We start from the raw sequence: 15047 nt of genomic DNA, 5'->3' as shown, positions 1-15047 counted from the left end.
CGATGGTGGATACATCGTTCCATCCTGTAGCGTCAAACTACAGCAACGAACGTGCCAACGGTTTAATAGATTGGTGATTGCCGGACATTTGACTTATGAAAGGCGCGTCACACCGATGAAACCATCTATCACGAGAACAAATCCAGGAGGATCGCTTAAAAAAAATCCTGTGCTGTTGGGATGAAATTTGCCTTTGACTTCGAAGATATCATCGCAGGAGTGCCCCTTGGACCGTCGTTCCTGTTGTCGAGGAGCTTTCGCTTGTTTATGCGCTGGGAGTTGTCGGCGGGAATGTCATCGGGATAATTGTCGAACGAAAGCCGGCATTCGGGAAGATCGTGCCTGGAATTACTTCGACCAAGCGGAGAAATGTCTTAGCCAATAAATTGATATTCCGACTGAAAGTTGCCATGGAACGATAGCTATTTGAAAACCTCTTTTCTAAGAGCGTATTTCAACATCAGTTTGCTTAACTGCCGTGTGCTGACGCCGGCATCCGCAGCGGCACTTTTAACCCTTCCCCTGTGCCGTGCCAAAAGCTCCGTCAGGTACTGCTTTTCAAAAACCTCGACAGCCCGACGCCGCCCCTCAGCCAGGGAGGCACCCGAATGGATTGTCTTTGTCGCCGCTTCAGCCTCAATCAATTCCACCGAAAAACTTTCAGGTGTCAGCAACCTGGAGGTTTCCACGATATAGGCTCGCTCGATCAGATTTTCGAGTTCCCGGATGTTTCCAGGCCAGCTGTAATGCATCAATGCATCAATGACCGACGGATGCGCTCCCTTGATCTCCTTGCAATAGAGCCGATTCAATTTTTTAAGGAACATTTCCACGAAAAAAGGAATGTCCTCGAGCCGCTTTCGTAACGGGGGAATCTCGATGGGGAAAACATTGAGGCGATAGTACAGATCTTTCCGAAACTGTCCCTCCTGGCTCATCTGTTTCAGATCGGCGTTCGTAGCGGCGATCACCCTGGCCTGGGTCTTCAGTTCCTCCTCTCCACCCAGTCTGCTGAAGGTTCCGTCCTGGAGAACCTGAAGCAGTTTGATTTGAATGAGAGGCGTGACGGTACCGATCTCATCCAGAAAAATCGTACCTTCACTTGCGATTTCGAACTTTCCGAGTTTCCTGTGACCAGCGCCGGTGAATGCGCCTTTCTCATGGCCAAACAGTTCATTTTCCACCAGGGTTTCCGGAATTGCACCGCAATGGACACTGATAAACTGCGCATTCTTACGATGACTCTGGCGATGGATCAATCTCGCCAGAACCCCTTTCCCGACACCGGTCTCTCCCACCAACAGTATGGGGGTCCGTGTCGGAGCAACCATCCGGATGCTGTTAAACACCTTGATCATGGCCGTATTTTGAGAATCGATGAGCTCATAGGCCGCCTCCTGGAAATGACGCTCTCTTAGATAAGCCAATTCGGAGGCAAGCATCATCGACTCCCGAAGGTTTTTCAGCACCAGGGCGACCTCCTCCGGTTCAACGGGATAGGTAAGATAGTCGGCGGCCCCGAATTTCAATGCCTTGACCATCTGTCGGATTTGGCTTTTGGAAGACATAACGATAAATTCAGAGGCCTCATGCCCCTTGCGAAAGACGGTCAGCGCTTCATCGATCGGTAAATCCGGATAGGACGCCTGAAGGATATCGATATCGATGAACACGAATTCATAGGAATTTTTCTTTAAGAAGGTCATCGCACGGGATGGGTTTGCAGCCCTATCGACCCGGCTATCCTTCGGAAAAGCGGATATGATGGCCTGAAGGGCTTCCTTGTTCCGGCAAATCACAAGAACGGACTCCATTGATACTCCCAAATCCTATCGATCCACCTGTAAACCGGGTCTTTTTGAACACTCCGGAATTTAAAGTTCCTCTTTTATGTTGCTTTCACGCCAAATTCAACTGCAATCCAGCGGCATCTCAATTTTTTATCAGACCATACCCCTGATTCGTCGGCAGCAAGCGCCGCCCGACCCCGACGTCATCTGATTCGATGATCTCACAGGCCTTGGAGACCGGAACTTCCAGTTCACATGCCATGGCAATTCGGAATTCCGGGTTCCTGTAACACCATCAAATTCAGGCGCCTTCAGACGGGGCTTCAAAACGGGGATGAATCGGATCATGGGCAGAATCTTTTTATAAGATTTGTTTCACTTAAATCTCTTTTTGACTTTTGATTTAATTTGTCGGCATATTATTTGCTGTGCCCTTTTTAAGGATTCGATTCGGCTTGAAACCAACGCTGCAATGATAAAAAGGGTTGATGATGAAGAACAAAAATAGAAGAGAAACACATACGGTAGAAGGCATATTGATCCCCTGTGCGTGGGACGATGAGGGCATTGTCCTTGAGATGGAGATCCAGACCACAAACGAAGAGACTTACAGCATTGAAAACAGCGAATTTTTTCTGAACATGGTGGGGAAATGCATCCAGGCGTCAGGGCCGATTATCACCAGCAAAAAGGGGGACAAACGTATTTTCATAAAAAAAATCGCCGTTACGGAAAATGACGGCAGAGAAGCGGCGCCGACGGCCCCTCTGTGAATTTCATTCTTTTTTGGAATTGGGCCGCTCAGGAGATGCTATCACTTTTGCCGGTTTGTTCCGGCAATTGCATAACGGCTTGTTTTTTTAGCCACAACAAGATATATTCTTTATGTATATTCCAGACACTCGCTTGCTTCGGCACTGGCATAGAGAGCAGAATGGTCTCGGATACAGCTGGAGCGGCACTGTCTGAAATTTCTCGGAAATTTTTACGGAACGGTAGATAAATGAAGTGTCGCCCACTTAGGAAAATGTTGCGTTTCTACTTCATTACGGACGACAACGCACCGAGCTGTCCCCCCATACAACAGACCCGGATCGCTCTTGGTGCAGGGGCAACGATGATCCAATACCGCAACAAGTCATTTTCCGACGCTTTTTTGCCCGAAATCCTTCAAATCCGATGGCTCTGCAGCGAGTGGGGCATCCCATTAGTCATCAACGACGACATAGGCTTGGCCGAACGCGTGGGGGCCGACGGTATTCACGTCGGCCAGGAGGATATATCCCCCACTGTCGCGCGCCAACGGTTGGGCGGGGAGGCCATTATCGGTGTCTCCGTCTCAAATCTCGATGAGCTGCGTAACACCGACCTGTCGTCATGCGATTACATCGGCACCGGCCCGATCTTTCCCACCGGCACCAAAACCGATGCCAAGGCGGTCAAAGGGCTTTCAGGGCTCAAGGCCATCGTCGATGCCGCTCCTCTCCCTGTAGTAGCCATTGGGGGCATCACCGCTCACAACACCCGCGCCTGTCTCGATACCGGTGCAGCCGGGATCGCGGTCATCAGCTTCATTTCGAGGGCCCCGGACCCGAAAGCCAACGCCGTTGTTTTGGGTCAAGCCTGCGGTATTTTCGAATCTCATCAGTCTCAAAATCCGTGACGTCCTTTCCACCATGCCGGCCGATTCCGTCACAAAGCCGAATCAACCCGAAAGGCGCTCCCATATGTTTTCAGGCTCCTTCACGGTGCCGCGTTTTCCGTTGCCCCCAACCGATCGCTTTCGAAGCCTTGCAATTCGATCCGCCAGAGGTGGATGGGTGGAAAACAAGTGCATCAAGCCACGTCCCGAAAGCGGATTGACAATGAACATGTGTGCGGTTTCGGGCCGTGCAGGCATGGGCAGTTGCCCGGCATAAGCGCCCAGTTTCTCCAGTGCCCGGCTCAGGCCGTCAGGGCTGCCGACCAGTTGCGCTGCGGTTTCATCCGCCAGATATTCCCGGGACCGGCTGATCCCCATCTGAATGAGGAGGGCCGCAACGGGTGCCAGAATCGACATCACGATCAAGCCGACGCCGCCAAGACCGCCGCCCTTTTCGTTGTCTCTGAACCCGCCGAAAACGGCAGACCATCGGGCCATGTCGGCCAGCAGCATCACAGCACCGGCCATGGTCGCCGCAATGGATCCGATGAGGATGTCCCTGTTCCGAACATGACCCAGTTCATGGGCGAGGACCCCCATGATCTCTTCTCGATCCATGAGGTGAATGAGCCCCTCGGTCACCGCTACCACTGCGTTATCGGGATTCCGGCCTGTTGCGAAGGCGTTTGGCGCCTCCGCCGGGATAACGTAGATACGGGGCATAGGCAATCCCGCCCGTTCGGCCAGGATCCGCACGATATCGTAAAGCTCCGGAGCTTCCCCCGGGGTGATCTCCCTGGCCCGGTACATGCCCAGAACGATCCGGTCGGAAAACCAGTAACTGAAAAAATTCATGCCGGCTGCCAGAATCAGGGCCGTTATCATGCCGCCTCGACCGCCGATCAGCCCCCCGATTCCCACCAAAAAGGCCGTCATGACCCCCAAAAGTATGGTCGTCCGTATCTGGTTCCCCATCGTTTTTCGCTCCTCCAATGACGCTGAAGGCCGCACTGTATGGGTGCGGCCTTTGTCAAAGTTGTTGATCAGGATATTATCGACTGTCCGGCAGTGGATCCCCCGGTAAAGATACAATCGGCATGCATGGTGCTGTTTTCGGAATCCCGGCTGTAAGCACAGGATTGCACGCACCAATTCTCCGAGCGCTTCCGGTTCAGGTACTGCGTGAATTCCGTCTCGAACTCATCGCTTCCGCTGCTGAATTTTTCGTAATGATAACGGCAGTCCATACAGACCTCCTTTGTTTTGAGGTTTAGCCTTAATTTTAAGACGATTACCTCAAAAATCAAGGCGGCTCGACGGAAATTGGCGAGGCGGACCGAATTCGGAAGGTTCCGCGTGCGGTGTCACTGAGGCAACGATCCGGCGTCTTCGGATTCGGAATCCTTCCGACGGTTCAGCCCTTTGGGGGAATAGGGCTTGAATGCCGTTTCCGGAAAAAAACAGTAGGGACACTCCTGAGGCGGCTTATCCCCATAATGAACATAACCGCACATCCGGCAACGCCAGATCCCCTGGCCTTCGACCTCGGCCTGGAAAGGCGTTTTCGCCCGCATAACGGGCAGATCCTCAAGTAGGGGCATGACCGGTGAATAAACCTTCATGGCATGGCCGGCCACGATCGTTCGCTGTACTTCGCTCGTGCCCTCGTAAATCCGGTACAATCGGATATCCCGAAGAAACTTTTCGATGGGAAACATTTGCGTATAACCGTATCCGCCAAAGACCTGGAGCGCCTCGTTAGCCACATCGAGGGCTGACTCTGTGGCGTAAAATTTGGCGATGGAGGCGGATAGGGTCGGATCCATCCCGTTGTCAGCCTCCCAGGCCGATTTCCAGACCAGAAGCCGCGACGTTTCGATCTTCTGGTACATCTCCGCTATTTTGAACTGAAGCGACTGAAAATCGCCAATCGGTACGCCGAACGCCTTTCTCCCCTTGACGTAGTCAATGGCAAATTCCATACATGATCGAGCGGCTCCGACTGCGAAAGCACCAATGATGGGGCGGGTTCTTGAAAATGTCTTCATCGCCAGAGTAAATCCTTCACCCGGCTCGGCAATGACGTTTTCCTTCGGCACCCGAACCGCCTTCAGATTCAGCGCGGTGGTGTTCGAACACCGCTGGCCCATCTTGGGGATCGGGCGTCCGACGGAAACCCCCGCCCATTCTTTCTCGACGACAAAGGCACAGATACCGTCGTGCTTGCGTTTGGGGTCCACGGTAGCGAAGATGGTCATATAGTCGGCGACACCGCCGTTGGTAATCCAATACTTCGTTCCATTCAAGATGTAGTCTTCCCCGTCTTTTTGGGCGCGACACCGGATTCCCGACACGTCACTCCCCATGGTCGGCTCAGATGTGGCGAAGCATATCAGTTTGAACTCATTTGCAATCCTGGGAAGATACTTTGCCTTCACCTTTTCATTTTTCGATAGGAATAAGGGTTCCATGCCCAAGGAATTGTCAAAAAGAGAGGTTGCCACCCCCGGGCAGGCTGCCGCGATCTCCTCGGTAATCAGGGCTGCTTCAATGAGACCCAGTCCCTTTCCGCCATATTCCCGCGGGATGTCGGTATTCATGATTCCCCGTTCAAAGGCCTTTTTAAGGACATCGATGGGGATGCCGTCCTTTTCGTCGTAATGCCATGCAACCGGCAGCACTTCCTCCAGAGAAAAACGCCTCGCCGATTGTCTCAGCCTTTCCTGTTCCTCGCTTAAGCGAAAATTCAACACGGGTGATCTCCTTGATAACGGCACAGTTGTGAGAAAAAACAAAAAAGGCATCCAAGCGAGGAAGCCGGGATGCCTGATAAACGGATATGGTTATGGATGGCTATATCTTGACGACATTTGCTGCCGCAGGCCCTTTATCGCCGTTTTCAATCTCAAAGGAAACCCGATCTCCTTCATTCAAGGATTTGTAGCCGCCCATGTTGATCGCAGAGTAGTGAACGAAGACGTCGCCCCCCTCGTCCTTCTCGATAAAGCCGTAGCCTTTTTTATCATTGAACCATTTCACGACGCCGTTTGCCATAAGTCTACCTCCATGATTATGAATCCCCTGATAGCTGAACCGTTCCCGGAAAACGGATGATTCTGGAGCGGTCCATATGGACATAAGAGGCTTTCGCTCGAAGAACCTCCTAATTCAAAGCGTAGATCCGTTTATCCTTTTCTCCCTTTCTTCGACGAATGACGTTGCACGGCACCTTGGGTGCCGAAATTTTCCGGGCATCGTCTTTCTTTAACTCGTCTTCAATCAGCTTCCGCAGTTTTTCTTCAATTTCAGTTCGTTTCACAATATCCATTCGTTCCTCAATTCTTTCTTTTGAATACGCTGCAACACCATACAAATCAGACCACGATAAATCGATTTATCGATACAATCATCAGGGAGAATGCAACATTACAATAAAGGGGCAGGTGGTACATATAGGCATATATCCGGCAGGACGGTCCAGCCCGTAGACGGCGGTTTCATTTATGCGGGAATCACTCCAGGAATCTTCATTGAAAAATTTGGCTTTGGATGTTCTATCACTTACCATTTGATAAAACGAAGGAAAACTGAGGCAAACGCTTCCTCTTGAACGGGGATGGTCATGCGTTGCGCATATTTACATCACCTTCAACACGTGTAAATGGTCGGAATGTTGATACAGACCATCAGCACCAGCGGCAACGATGATCTCGACGATTTCTGCCTTGATAGTCCAAAGGCGATCGTTTGTCAAATATTTATTTGACACGCAGTGGAAATTTTCGTGGAGATACACATCGTGCAAACCGCTAAAGAGGCCTCACCCTTTTTTTTTATTTTCAAGAATCGCCCGAAGGCGATTTCGCTCGGCTCTCGCTTTACGAAGTCGATCCTCTATCTCCGCCCGCTTCTCCAAGGGTGCATTCCGGAGAGCCCGTTCCAGTTCTTCCACGTTCTTGATGAGGCGATAAAGCTCTTCCGCAATCATCCGGATGGTCATGAACGCCTCCAACATTATCGGGAGAGAGGGGTGGGCGATATCGACCCCATCCCCTCTTCACGGGTGGATGAGATGCGCGAAAGAATCAATGTTTTCTCTTGTCTTTCAGTATATTGTTCGATATTACAACCCGCTGGATCTCCGAAGTTCCCTCATAGATCGTGAATACGCGGGCATCCCTGTATAGGCGCTCAATGACGTAATCCTTGGTAAAGCCGTAACCACCATGAATCTGGAGACATTTTCCCGTAATGCGATTGACCATCTCCGAAGCGAACAGCTTGGCCATGGAGGCCTGCTGGGTATATTTTTCACCGCGATCCTTCATCGCAGCAGCAGAAAACATCAACTGGCGGGCGGCTTCGATTTCCGTAGCCATGTCGGCGATATACCACCGAATGCCTTGGAATTTTGAAATCTTCTGGCCGAACTGATCCCTTCCCTTGGCATATTTGACAGCGTTGTCCAGGGCGGCCTGAGCCACGCCGACGGACTGGGCTGCGATGCCGATCCGCCCGCCGTCCAACCCTTTCATGGCGATTTTGAATCCATCGCCTTCCCGTCCCAGGAGGTTCTCCGCCGGAACGCGACAATCCTCGAAGATGAGGTCCGTGGTATCAGAGGCCCGCAGTCCCATCTTGTCCTCAACATTTCCAACGATCAGTCCGGGAGTTCCCTTTTCAACGATAAACGCACTGATGCCTCTGTGTTTTTCCGCCTCATCCGTTTTGGCCGTGACGATCACCAACCCACAGTTCTTCCCCGTTGTAATGAAGCGTTTAGTGCCGTTGATGACATAATGATCCCCGTCCTTGACGGCTGTAGTCAACTGAGAGACTGGATCGGAACCGGCATGAGGTTCGGTCAGTGCAAAAGCGCCGATAATTTCGGCATCCGTCATGCGCGGCAAAAATCGCTTTTTCTGTGCTTCCGAGCCAAAATTAAGAATGCTCTCACACACAATGGAGTTGTGAACGGACATGACGACCGCCGTGGAGGCGCAAGAATAGGCGATTTCGGAAAGAGCAAGAACGTAGCTGATGGTGTCTGCCCCTTCGCCGCCGTATTCCACGGGGACCATCATTCCCATGAGACCAAGCTCGCCCATCTGCTTCAGGTTCTCCGCGGGAAATTCCTTGGATTTATCACGTTCGGCCGCCGTCGCTGCGACAACTTTCCGCGAAAACTCCCGAACCATGCTTTGAATCATCAATTGCTCGTCTGTCAGTTTAAAAAAAGCCATACATCACTCTCCGGTTTCCCATTTTCTTTAAGTCAGTGCCTTTTGCGCCATATGTCTCTGTGATTGCCGACAGCCGTTCATGGGGTATAAATGATCACCAATAATTCCGCCGTCTCCTGGCCGATATTCTTCAACTGGTGTTTGATGGCGGAATTGAAGTGAAGATAGTCTCCCTGGTTCAAGGTGTTGATATGGTCGCCCACCATGACCTGAACCTTTCCCTTCAGCACATAATTAAATTCCTCACCTTCATGCTGGTATCCCACGCCGGTATGCTCCTCCATAGGATCAATGGTCACCCGGAATGCCTTCAAATGTTTGTTTTCGGCCCCAGGCGTCAATGTCTCGTAGGCATAGTCGTCAGTGCGCTTTGTGTATTCCCTGACCCGATCCTTCATGCTGGCTTCCTGCTCTCTCAGAAAAAATCCCGAGTCGATCTGCAGCGCCCGGGCAAGCTGGAGCAGTGCACCCACGGGCGGCATCTCCTCTCCCGCTTCGATGCGTTTCAGGTAATCGATGGAATAACCTGTCTCGTTGGCAATGCGGTCGAGCGTAAACCCCTTATCGAGCCTTGCCTGCCTGATTTTTTTTCCGATCGGCATCAATTGTGACGTCATTATTATCTCCACTATCTCCTTGTTTTTGAATGACGCAGGGGCAGGTCGATACCCTGCCCCTGCAAGGTGAGCCGGCAAACCGTTCACCGTTCTCCTTGTCGGATCCGATAGCCCCATGCCCCCAACCGGAATTGTCTTGTGTTGAGACATCCGCTTCAAGACAAAAAGCATCAGACCGCACGTCTATTCATAGACGTAAAATCCTCGACCGGTCTTCCGACCCAACCACCCCGCCTCGACATATTTTCGAAGCAGCGGACAGGGACGGTATTTCGAATCCTTGAAACCGTTGTAAAGGGTCTCCATGATGGCCAGGCAGGTATCCAGTCCGATCAAGTCGGCCAGAGCCAAAGGTCCCATCGGATGATTCATCCCGAGTTTCATGACCGTATCGATGGCTTCGGGCGTGCCGACATGGTGATAGAGGCAATAAACCGCCTCGTTGATCATCGGCAGGAGGATCCGATTGGCGATAAAGCCGGGAAAGTCATTGGCCTCCGCAGGCGTTTTGCCGAATTTAACCGAAAGATCCCAGGTGGTCTTGAAGGTTTCCTCCGATGTGGCGAGCCCTCGGATCACCTCCACCAAACGCATCACGGGAACGGGATTCATGAAGTGCATACCGATGACCTTGTCCGGCCGACGGGTCTGGGCGGCGATTCGCCCAATAGGAATGGATGAGGTGTTGCTCGAAAGAATCACATGCGGTTTGCAGACGTCATCCAACTCTTTAAAAATATTGAACTTAAGAGTTTCGTTTTCAGTGGCTGCCTCCACGACAAAGTCTGCGTCGGCCATGTCCTTCAGGGATACGCTGGTGCGGATGCGGGCAATCACGGCGTCCTTTTCCGCTGCATCCATTTTCCCTTTTTCGACGCTTTTCCCGAGCAATTTTGTAATGTTGGCCAGTCCTCTCTGAACGAATTCCTCCTTGATATCATTCATGATGACGTTGAGGCCGCTCATGGCCGCCACTTGGGCAATACCGTTTCCCATCTGTCCGGCGCCGACGACGCCAAATGTTTTGATCTCCATTATGTTATGTCCCTTCTTCCAATGGAATTGATTTAAAATCGTCCCACATTACCACGACTATCGCTTTACAATCATGGCTACGGCTTCTCCGCCGCCCAGACAGAGGGATGCCAGCCCGATTTTCTTGTCCTGCCGGGCCATTTCGTAAAGCAGGGTCACGAGCACCCGGCAACCGCTGGCGCCAATGGGATGTCCCAGGGCCACCGCGCCACCGTTTACGTTGACCTTGGCGGCATCTATCTTGAGTTCTTTCAGGATGGCCACACTGGATCCGCTGAAGGCCTCGTTAATCTCGAAAAGATCAACCTCATCCATGGAGATGCCTTCTTTCGCGAGGCACTTGGGGATGGCCCATATGGGAGCCACGAGGACATACTTCATATCGATGCCGTAGGATGCCTGAGCACCGATGGTCGCCAGAACACGACACCCCAGGGTCTCGGCCTTTTCCCTCGCCATGACGACCACGGCCGCCGCACCGTCGCTGATGATAGAGGCGTTTCCGGCAGTGCCGAGCCCGCCTTTTTTGAAGGCGCCGCTCATTCGGGAAAGGGCCTCGTAGGACGTCTCTCGGGCACATTCATCCTGATCGAAAATCTTCGGTGCGCCTTTCCGTTGGGGAATCTCCACCGGAAGAATCTCATCCTTAAAGCGTCCGGAGGAGATGGCGGCTACGGCACGACGGTAGGACTCCGCGGCATACCGATCCTGATCTTCTCGAGTCACACCGTATTTTTCGGAGCAGAGTTCATTGGACATCCCCATGTGAAAATCATTGACGATGTCCCACAGGCCGTCATGAATCATGGAATCCTGAAGTTTTCCAGGTCCCATCCGGTAGCCGAAGCGGGCCTTTTCAAGATAATAGGGTGCCAGGCTCATATTTTCCATGCCGCCGGCCACGACGATATCCGCATCCCCAACCTGGACAGCCTGAGCAGCCAACATGACGGTTTTGAGAGCCGAACCGCACACCTTGTTTACAGTGATGCATTCGGCCTCCCACGGCAGACCGGCCTTGACCGCCGCCTGTTTGGCGGGATTCTGTCCATATCCGCAAGGCAAAACCTGTCCCATCAACACCTCGTCCACCGCCTCCTTGGCGATTCCAGCTCGCTTGACGGCCTCGGCGATGACCATCCCGCCCAGATCCGTGGCGCCGATGTTGCCGAGGGCGCCATTGAAGGCGCCTAAGGGGGTTCTCACCGCACTCACAATTACCGCTTCTCTCATATCTACTCCCTGGTTTGGTATTCCTGTCCTGTGGGCCGGCTATCGTAGACCCCGTCCCGATAGCCGGCGAAAAAATCCTTGCCGGCCCGGTGTTACATATTCCGTCTGTATTTCCCACCGACATCGTAAAGGGCTTGTGTGATCTGCCCCAGGGAACAGCACCGGACCGCGTTCATCATCTCGGCAAAAACGTTTTGGCCGGACAACGCCGCCTCTTGAAGTCGCTTCAAAGCACCAGGCGCTTCCGTCTCGTGGGCTTTTTGAAATCCCGAAAGGCGTTGCAGTTGAGATTCTTTCTCCTCGGGTGTTGCCCGTGCCAGTTCGAGACAACCGCCCCCTTCGACCAGGTCCTGGTTGTCGGCGTGCGGATCCCTGAACGTGTTGACGCCGATGATAGGCATCTCTCCCGTGTGCTTGAGGGTCTCATAGTAGATGGATTCCTCCTGGATCTTGCTTCGCTGATATCCGGTTTCCATGGCCCCCAGTACGCCGCCCCGTGCTGTTATCCGGTCGAACTCCGCCAGTACGGCCTCTTCCACCAAATCCGTCAGTGCCTCGACAATAAAGCTTCCCTGAAGCGGATTCTCGTTTTTGGCAAGCCCCCATTCCCGGTTGATAATCAGCTGAATCGCCAGGGCGCGACGGACCGACTCGGTGCTGGGCGTGGTAATGGCCTCATCGAAAGCATTGGTATGGAGGCTGTTGCAATTGTCGTAGATAGCACAGAGAGCCTGAAGCGTCGTTCGGATGTCATTGAACTGAATGTCCTGACTATGAAGCGAACGGCCTGAGGTTTGGATATGATATTTCAGCTTCTGGGATCTCTCCGAGGCACCGTATTTTTCCCTCATGGCAACCGCCCATATCCTTCGGGCTACCCGGCCGATCACCGTGTATTCGGGCTCCATCCCGTTTGAAAAGAAAAACGAGAGGTTGGGGCCAAAACTATCCAGATCCATGCCTCGGGACAGGTAGTACTCCACATACGTAAATCCGTTGGCAAGGGTGAATGTCAGCTGTGAAATGGGGTTGGCTCCCGCCTCGGCGATGTGGTAACCGGAAATTGAAACGGAATAGAAATTCCGGACATTGTTTTGCATGAAGAACTCCTGGATATCCCCCATCATCTTCAGGGCGAATTCGATGGAGAAAATGCAGGTGTTCTGGCCCTGGTCCTCCTTAAGGATATCCGCCTGAACCGTCCCTCGAACATTGGACAGAACCATGGAACGAATCTCCTCGTACTCCTCGGAAAACGGCTCTCGACCGTGTTTTGCCTTGAAGGCGTCAACCTGCTGGTCAATCGCCGTATTGAGGAACATGGCAAGCATGATCGGCGCCGGGCCGTTGATGGTCATCGATACGGAGGTGTTCGGCGCACAGAGCTCGAATCCGTCGTAAAGGACCTTAACGTCATCCAGGGTGCAGATGCTGACGCCCGAGTTCCCGACCTTGCCATAGATATCCGGACGTCGATCCGGATCGTAACCATAAAGCGTTACGGAATCGAAGGCCGTGGAAAGGCGCTTGGCCTCATATTCGCCGGATAGCAGTTTGAAGCGGCGGTTGGTTCGGGCCGGATCCCCCTCACCGGCGAACATCCGGGTCGGATCTTCCCCCACGCGCTTAAGGGGGAACACCCCTGCAGTATACGGAAAATAGCCGGGCAGGTTTTCACGTCGCATCCATCGATAGATCTCCCCGGGGTCGGTATAGCCCGGCAGAGCCACCTTCGGAATTTTCTTATGGCATAGGGACTCGGTATAAAGAGGAACCCGGATTTCCCTGTCCCGAACCGTATACACCAACTCGTCCTGAGTGTAACTCTCCTTGAAACGCTTCCATTGGGCGAGAAGGTCCCGGGTCTCGTTTTCCAGGGCGGCTTCGGCCGCCGCCAACTCCTTGCGAAAGCGGTTCAGAAGGGTCGGCGCATCCCCTTCGAGCCCACCGCCCAGGGCGGCCATGGCCTCCTTGAGGTGCCATGACTTCCGAACCGCCTGAGCTTGCCGTTCGGTTTTTTTGTGATAGTCTCGGATGGCTTCGGCGATTTCTGACAGGTAGCGGGTCCGCTCCGGTGGGATGATGATGGTTTTGGAGCTCGATGTCTTGGCCTCCGGCCGGGGCAGACAGGTTTCAAAACCGACACCGGTTTTCTCTTCAACGGCATCAATCAGTGCATGGTAAAATGCTGTAACGCCGTCGTCGTTGAATTTGGAGGCGATGGTGCCGAAAACGGGCAAATCCTCCGGTTTCACGCTCCAGGCTTGCCGGTTTCGCTGGACTTGCTTTCGCACGTCCCGAACAGCATCTTCTCCGCCGCGCTTTTCAAATTTATTGACCACCACCAGGTCGGCATAATCGAGCATGTCGATCTTTTCCAATTGAGAGGCGGCACCGAATTCACTGGTCATAACATAAACCGAAACGTCGACGAGATCGCTTATTTTGGAATCCCCCTGGCCGATACCGGCGGTTTCCACAATGACGAGATCGAACCCTGCGGCCTTGATCACGTTAACGGCATCGCCTAAAAACTCGGGTATCTCGGAATTGGATTGGCGAGTCGCCACTGAACGCATATACACCCGAGGGCTGTTGATGGCGTTCATACGGATGCGGTCTCCCAACAAAGCGCCGCCGGTCTTGCGCCGGGAGGGATCCGAACTGATGATCGCCACATGGATCTCGCCGATATCGTGGAGAATCCGTACTATCAACTCGTCGGTCAGGGATGATTTGCCGGCGCCGCCGGTGCCGGTGATACCGATCACGGGTACTTTTCGGTCCCCAATCATTTTTTCGATGTCGGACCTGAGCTTGGCAAGGTTTCCATTGTTTCGGACGGCGGTCTCCTCGACAATGGAAATCATTCGGGCCACCTTGAGCTTGTTTTCGGTATTCAGATCCGACAGGTCCACGGGCATTTCGTCGTACACGGGGTAATCCATGGATTCTATCATATGGTTAATAATGCCCTGCAGTCCCATGCGTGCACCGTCCTCGGGCGAGTAGATCTTGGTAACGCCGTAGCTTTCGAGTTCCCGAATCTCATCGGGTACGATGACGCCGCCGCCGCCGCCGAACACTTTGATATGCCCGGCACCCCGATCATTCAACAGGTCAATCATGTACTTGAAGAATTCCACATGCCCGCCTTGATAACTCGATACGGCGATACCTTGAACATCTTCCTCCACCGCAGCATCTACGATCTCCTGCACGGAACGGTTGTGGCCGAGGTGGATGACTTCCGCGCCAGTGCTCTGCAGTATTCTGCGAAAAATATTGATGGATGCATCATGACCGTCAAAAAGGGAGGTCGCCGTAACGACCCGGACGTGATGCCTGGGTTTGTAAGGTTGAACTTCCATGTTCATTTGCCTCTCCTTGATTATGGTAGGTGTTCGGTTTCGGGTAACCGGTCTCCGGCGCCGGCTCAACGACAGGGTTACTGCCGACCGAACGCCTGAAACACGAAACCTCCGGC

The 15047-nt window shown here is 53.0% G+C and carries 14 protein-coding genes; 2 read left to right on the top strand and 12 right to left on the bottom strand.

Annotated features, from left to right (window positions below):
- Positions 1 to 422 precede the first annotated feature (422 nt).
- The gene (locus dmul_RS05580) at positions 423 to 1814 is read right to left on the bottom strand and encodes a sigma-54 interaction domain-containing protein (protein ID WP_020877095.1); all 1392 of its coding nucleotides are present in this window, start codon (positions 1812 to 1814) and stop codon (positions 423 to 425) included.
- Between the two features lie 464 nt (positions 1815 to 2278).
- Here dmul_RS05580 and dmul_RS05575 point away from each other — a divergent pair, with 464 nt between their 5' ends.
- Entirely contained in the window at positions 2279 to 2563 is a 285-nt protein-coding gene (locus dmul_RS05575) for a hypothetical protein (protein ID WP_040415708.1), read from the top strand.
- A gap of 254 nt (positions 2564 to 2817) precedes the next feature.
- Entirely contained in the window at positions 2818 to 3453 is a 636-nt protein-coding gene (gene thiE / locus dmul_RS05570; RefSeq protein ID WP_159449711.1) for a thiamine phosphate synthase, read from the top strand.
- A gap of 42 nt (positions 3454 to 3495) precedes the next feature.
- On the opposite strand, the gene htpX is transcribed toward thiE, so the two are convergent.
- From htpX to icmF, 11 genes are all read right to left on the bottom strand, one after another.
- Positions 3496 to 4407: a zinc metalloprotease HtpX gene (htpX, locus tag dmul_RS05565; RefSeq protein WP_020877092.1), complete on the bottom strand. Its 912-nt coding sequence runs from the start codon at positions 4405 to 4407 to the stop codon at positions 3496 to 3498.
- A 68-nt stretch (positions 4408 to 4475) separates the two neighbouring features.
- Entirely contained in the window at positions 4476 to 4679 is a 204-nt protein-coding gene (locus dmul_RS05560; RefSeq protein ID WP_020877091.1) for a hypothetical protein, read from the bottom strand.
- Between the two features lie 117 nt (positions 4680 to 4796).
- On the bottom strand, positions 4797 to 6185 hold the full coding sequence (locus tag dmul_RS05555) for an acyl-CoA dehydrogenase family protein (protein WP_020877090.1): 1389 nt from the start codon (positions 6183 to 6185) through the stop codon (positions 4797 to 4799).
- Positions 6186 to 6285: 100 nt separating this feature from the next.
- On the bottom strand, positions 6286 to 6486 hold the full coding sequence (locus dmul_RS05550) for a cold-shock protein (protein WP_020877089.1): 201 nt from the start codon (positions 6484 to 6486) through the stop codon (positions 6286 to 6288).
- 109 nt (positions 6487 to 6595) lie between these two features.
- A complete protein-coding gene (locus tag dmul_RS20150; protein WP_020877088.1) occupies positions 6596 to 6760 on the bottom strand; it encodes a hypothetical protein in 165 nt (54 codons plus the stop codon).
- 492 nt (positions 6761 to 7252) lie between these two features.
- Entirely contained in the window at positions 7253 to 7432 is a 180-nt protein-coding gene (locus dmul_RS05545) for a hypothetical protein (RefSeq protein ID WP_020877087.1), read from the bottom strand.
- Positions 7433 to 7517: 85 nt separating this feature from the next.
- Positions 7518 to 8675, bottom strand: a complete 1158-nt coding sequence (locus dmul_RS05540) for an acyl-CoA dehydrogenase (protein ID WP_020877086.1) — start codon at positions 8673 to 8675, stop codon at positions 7518 to 7520.
- 77 nt (positions 8676 to 8752) lie between these two features.
- Positions 8753 to 9292, bottom strand: a complete 540-nt coding sequence (locus dmul_RS05535; protein WP_020877085.1) for a helix-turn-helix domain-containing protein — start codon at positions 9290 to 9292, stop codon at positions 8753 to 8755.
- 183 nt (positions 9293 to 9475) lie between these two features.
- Positions 9476 to 10327, bottom strand: a complete 852-nt coding sequence (locus tag dmul_RS05530) for a 3-hydroxybutyryl-CoA dehydrogenase (RefSeq protein WP_020877084.1) — start codon at positions 10325 to 10327, stop codon at positions 9476 to 9478.
- A gap of 57 nt (positions 10328 to 10384) precedes the next feature.
- Complete coding sequence (locus dmul_RS05525) at positions 10385 to 11560, bottom strand: acetyl-CoA C-acetyltransferase (RefSeq protein ID WP_020877083.1); 1176 nt, start codon at positions 11558 to 11560, stop codon at positions 10385 to 10387.
- A 92-nt stretch (positions 11561 to 11652) separates the two neighbouring features.
- Complete coding sequence (icmF, locus tag dmul_RS05520; protein WP_020877082.1) at positions 11653 to 14937, bottom strand: fused isobutyryl-CoA mutase/GTPase IcmF; 3285 nt, start codon at positions 14935 to 14937, stop codon at positions 11653 to 11655.
- Positions 14938 to 15047 lie beyond the last annotated feature (110 nt).

Origin of the sequence: Desulfococcus multivorans, assembly GCF_001854245.1 — a bacterium.
Classification (GTDB): domain Bacteria; phylum Desulfobacterota; class Desulfobacteria; order Desulfobacterales; family Desulfococcaceae; genus Desulfococcus; species Desulfococcus multivorans.
Note: the sequence above shows the minus strand (reverse complement) of the source record. Positions and strands in the feature narration are given on the sequence as shown.

What these genes read in the sequence shown, in the direction of transcription:
- dmul_RS05535 (WP_020877085.1), bottom strand. Translation starts at nt 9,292, where the DNA reads ATGACGTCACAATTGATGCCGATCGGAAAAAAAATCAGGCAGGCAAGG.
- dmul_RS20150 (WP_020877088.1), bottom strand. Translation starts at nt 6,760, where the DNA reads ATGGATATTGTGAAACGAACTGAAATTGAAGAAAAACTGCGGAAGCTG.
- dmul_RS05575 (WP_040415708.1), top strand. Translation starts at nt 2,279, where the DNA reads ATGATGAAGAACAAAAATAGAAGAGAAACACATACGGTAGAAGGCATA.
- dmul_RS05525 (WP_020877083.1), bottom strand. Translation starts at nt 11,560, where the DNA reads ATGAGAGAAGCGGTAATTGTGAGTGCGGTGAGAACCCCCTTAGGCGCC.
- dmul_RS05545 (WP_020877087.1), bottom strand. Translation starts at nt 7,432, where the DNA reads ATGACCATCCGGATGATTGCGGAAGAGCTTTATCGCCTCATCAAGAAC.
- dmul_RS05550 (WP_020877089.1), bottom strand. Translation starts at nt 6,486, where the DNA reads ATGGCAAACGGCGTCGTGAAATGGTTCAATGATAAAAAAGGCTACGGC.
- dmul_RS05560 (WP_020877091.1), bottom strand. Translation starts at nt 4,679, where the DNA reads ATGGACTGCCGTTATCATTACGAAAAATTCAGCAGCGGAAGCGATGAG.
- dmul_RS05580 (WP_020877095.1), bottom strand. Translation starts at nt 1,814, where the DNA reads ATGGAGTCCGTTCTTGTGATTTGCCGGAACAAGGAAGCCCTTCAGGCC.
- thiE (WP_159449711.1), top strand. Translation starts at nt 2,818, where the DNA reads ATGTTGCGTTTCTACTTCATTACGGACGACAACGCACCGAGCTGTCCC.
- icmF (WP_020877082.1), bottom strand. Translation starts at nt 14,937, where the DNA reads ATGAACATGGAAGTTCAACCTTACAAACCCAGGCATCACGTCCGGGTC.
- htpX (WP_020877092.1), bottom strand. Translation starts at nt 4,407, where the DNA reads ATGGGGAACCAGATACGGACGACCATACTTTTGGGGGTCATGACGGCC.
- dmul_RS05540 (WP_020877086.1), bottom strand. Translation starts at nt 8,675, where the DNA reads ATGGCTTTTTTTAAACTGACAGACGAGCAATTGATGATTCAAAGCATG.
- dmul_RS05530 (WP_020877084.1), bottom strand. Translation starts at nt 10,327, where the DNA reads ATGGAGATCAAAACATTTGGCGTCGTCGGCGCCGGACAGATGGGAAAC.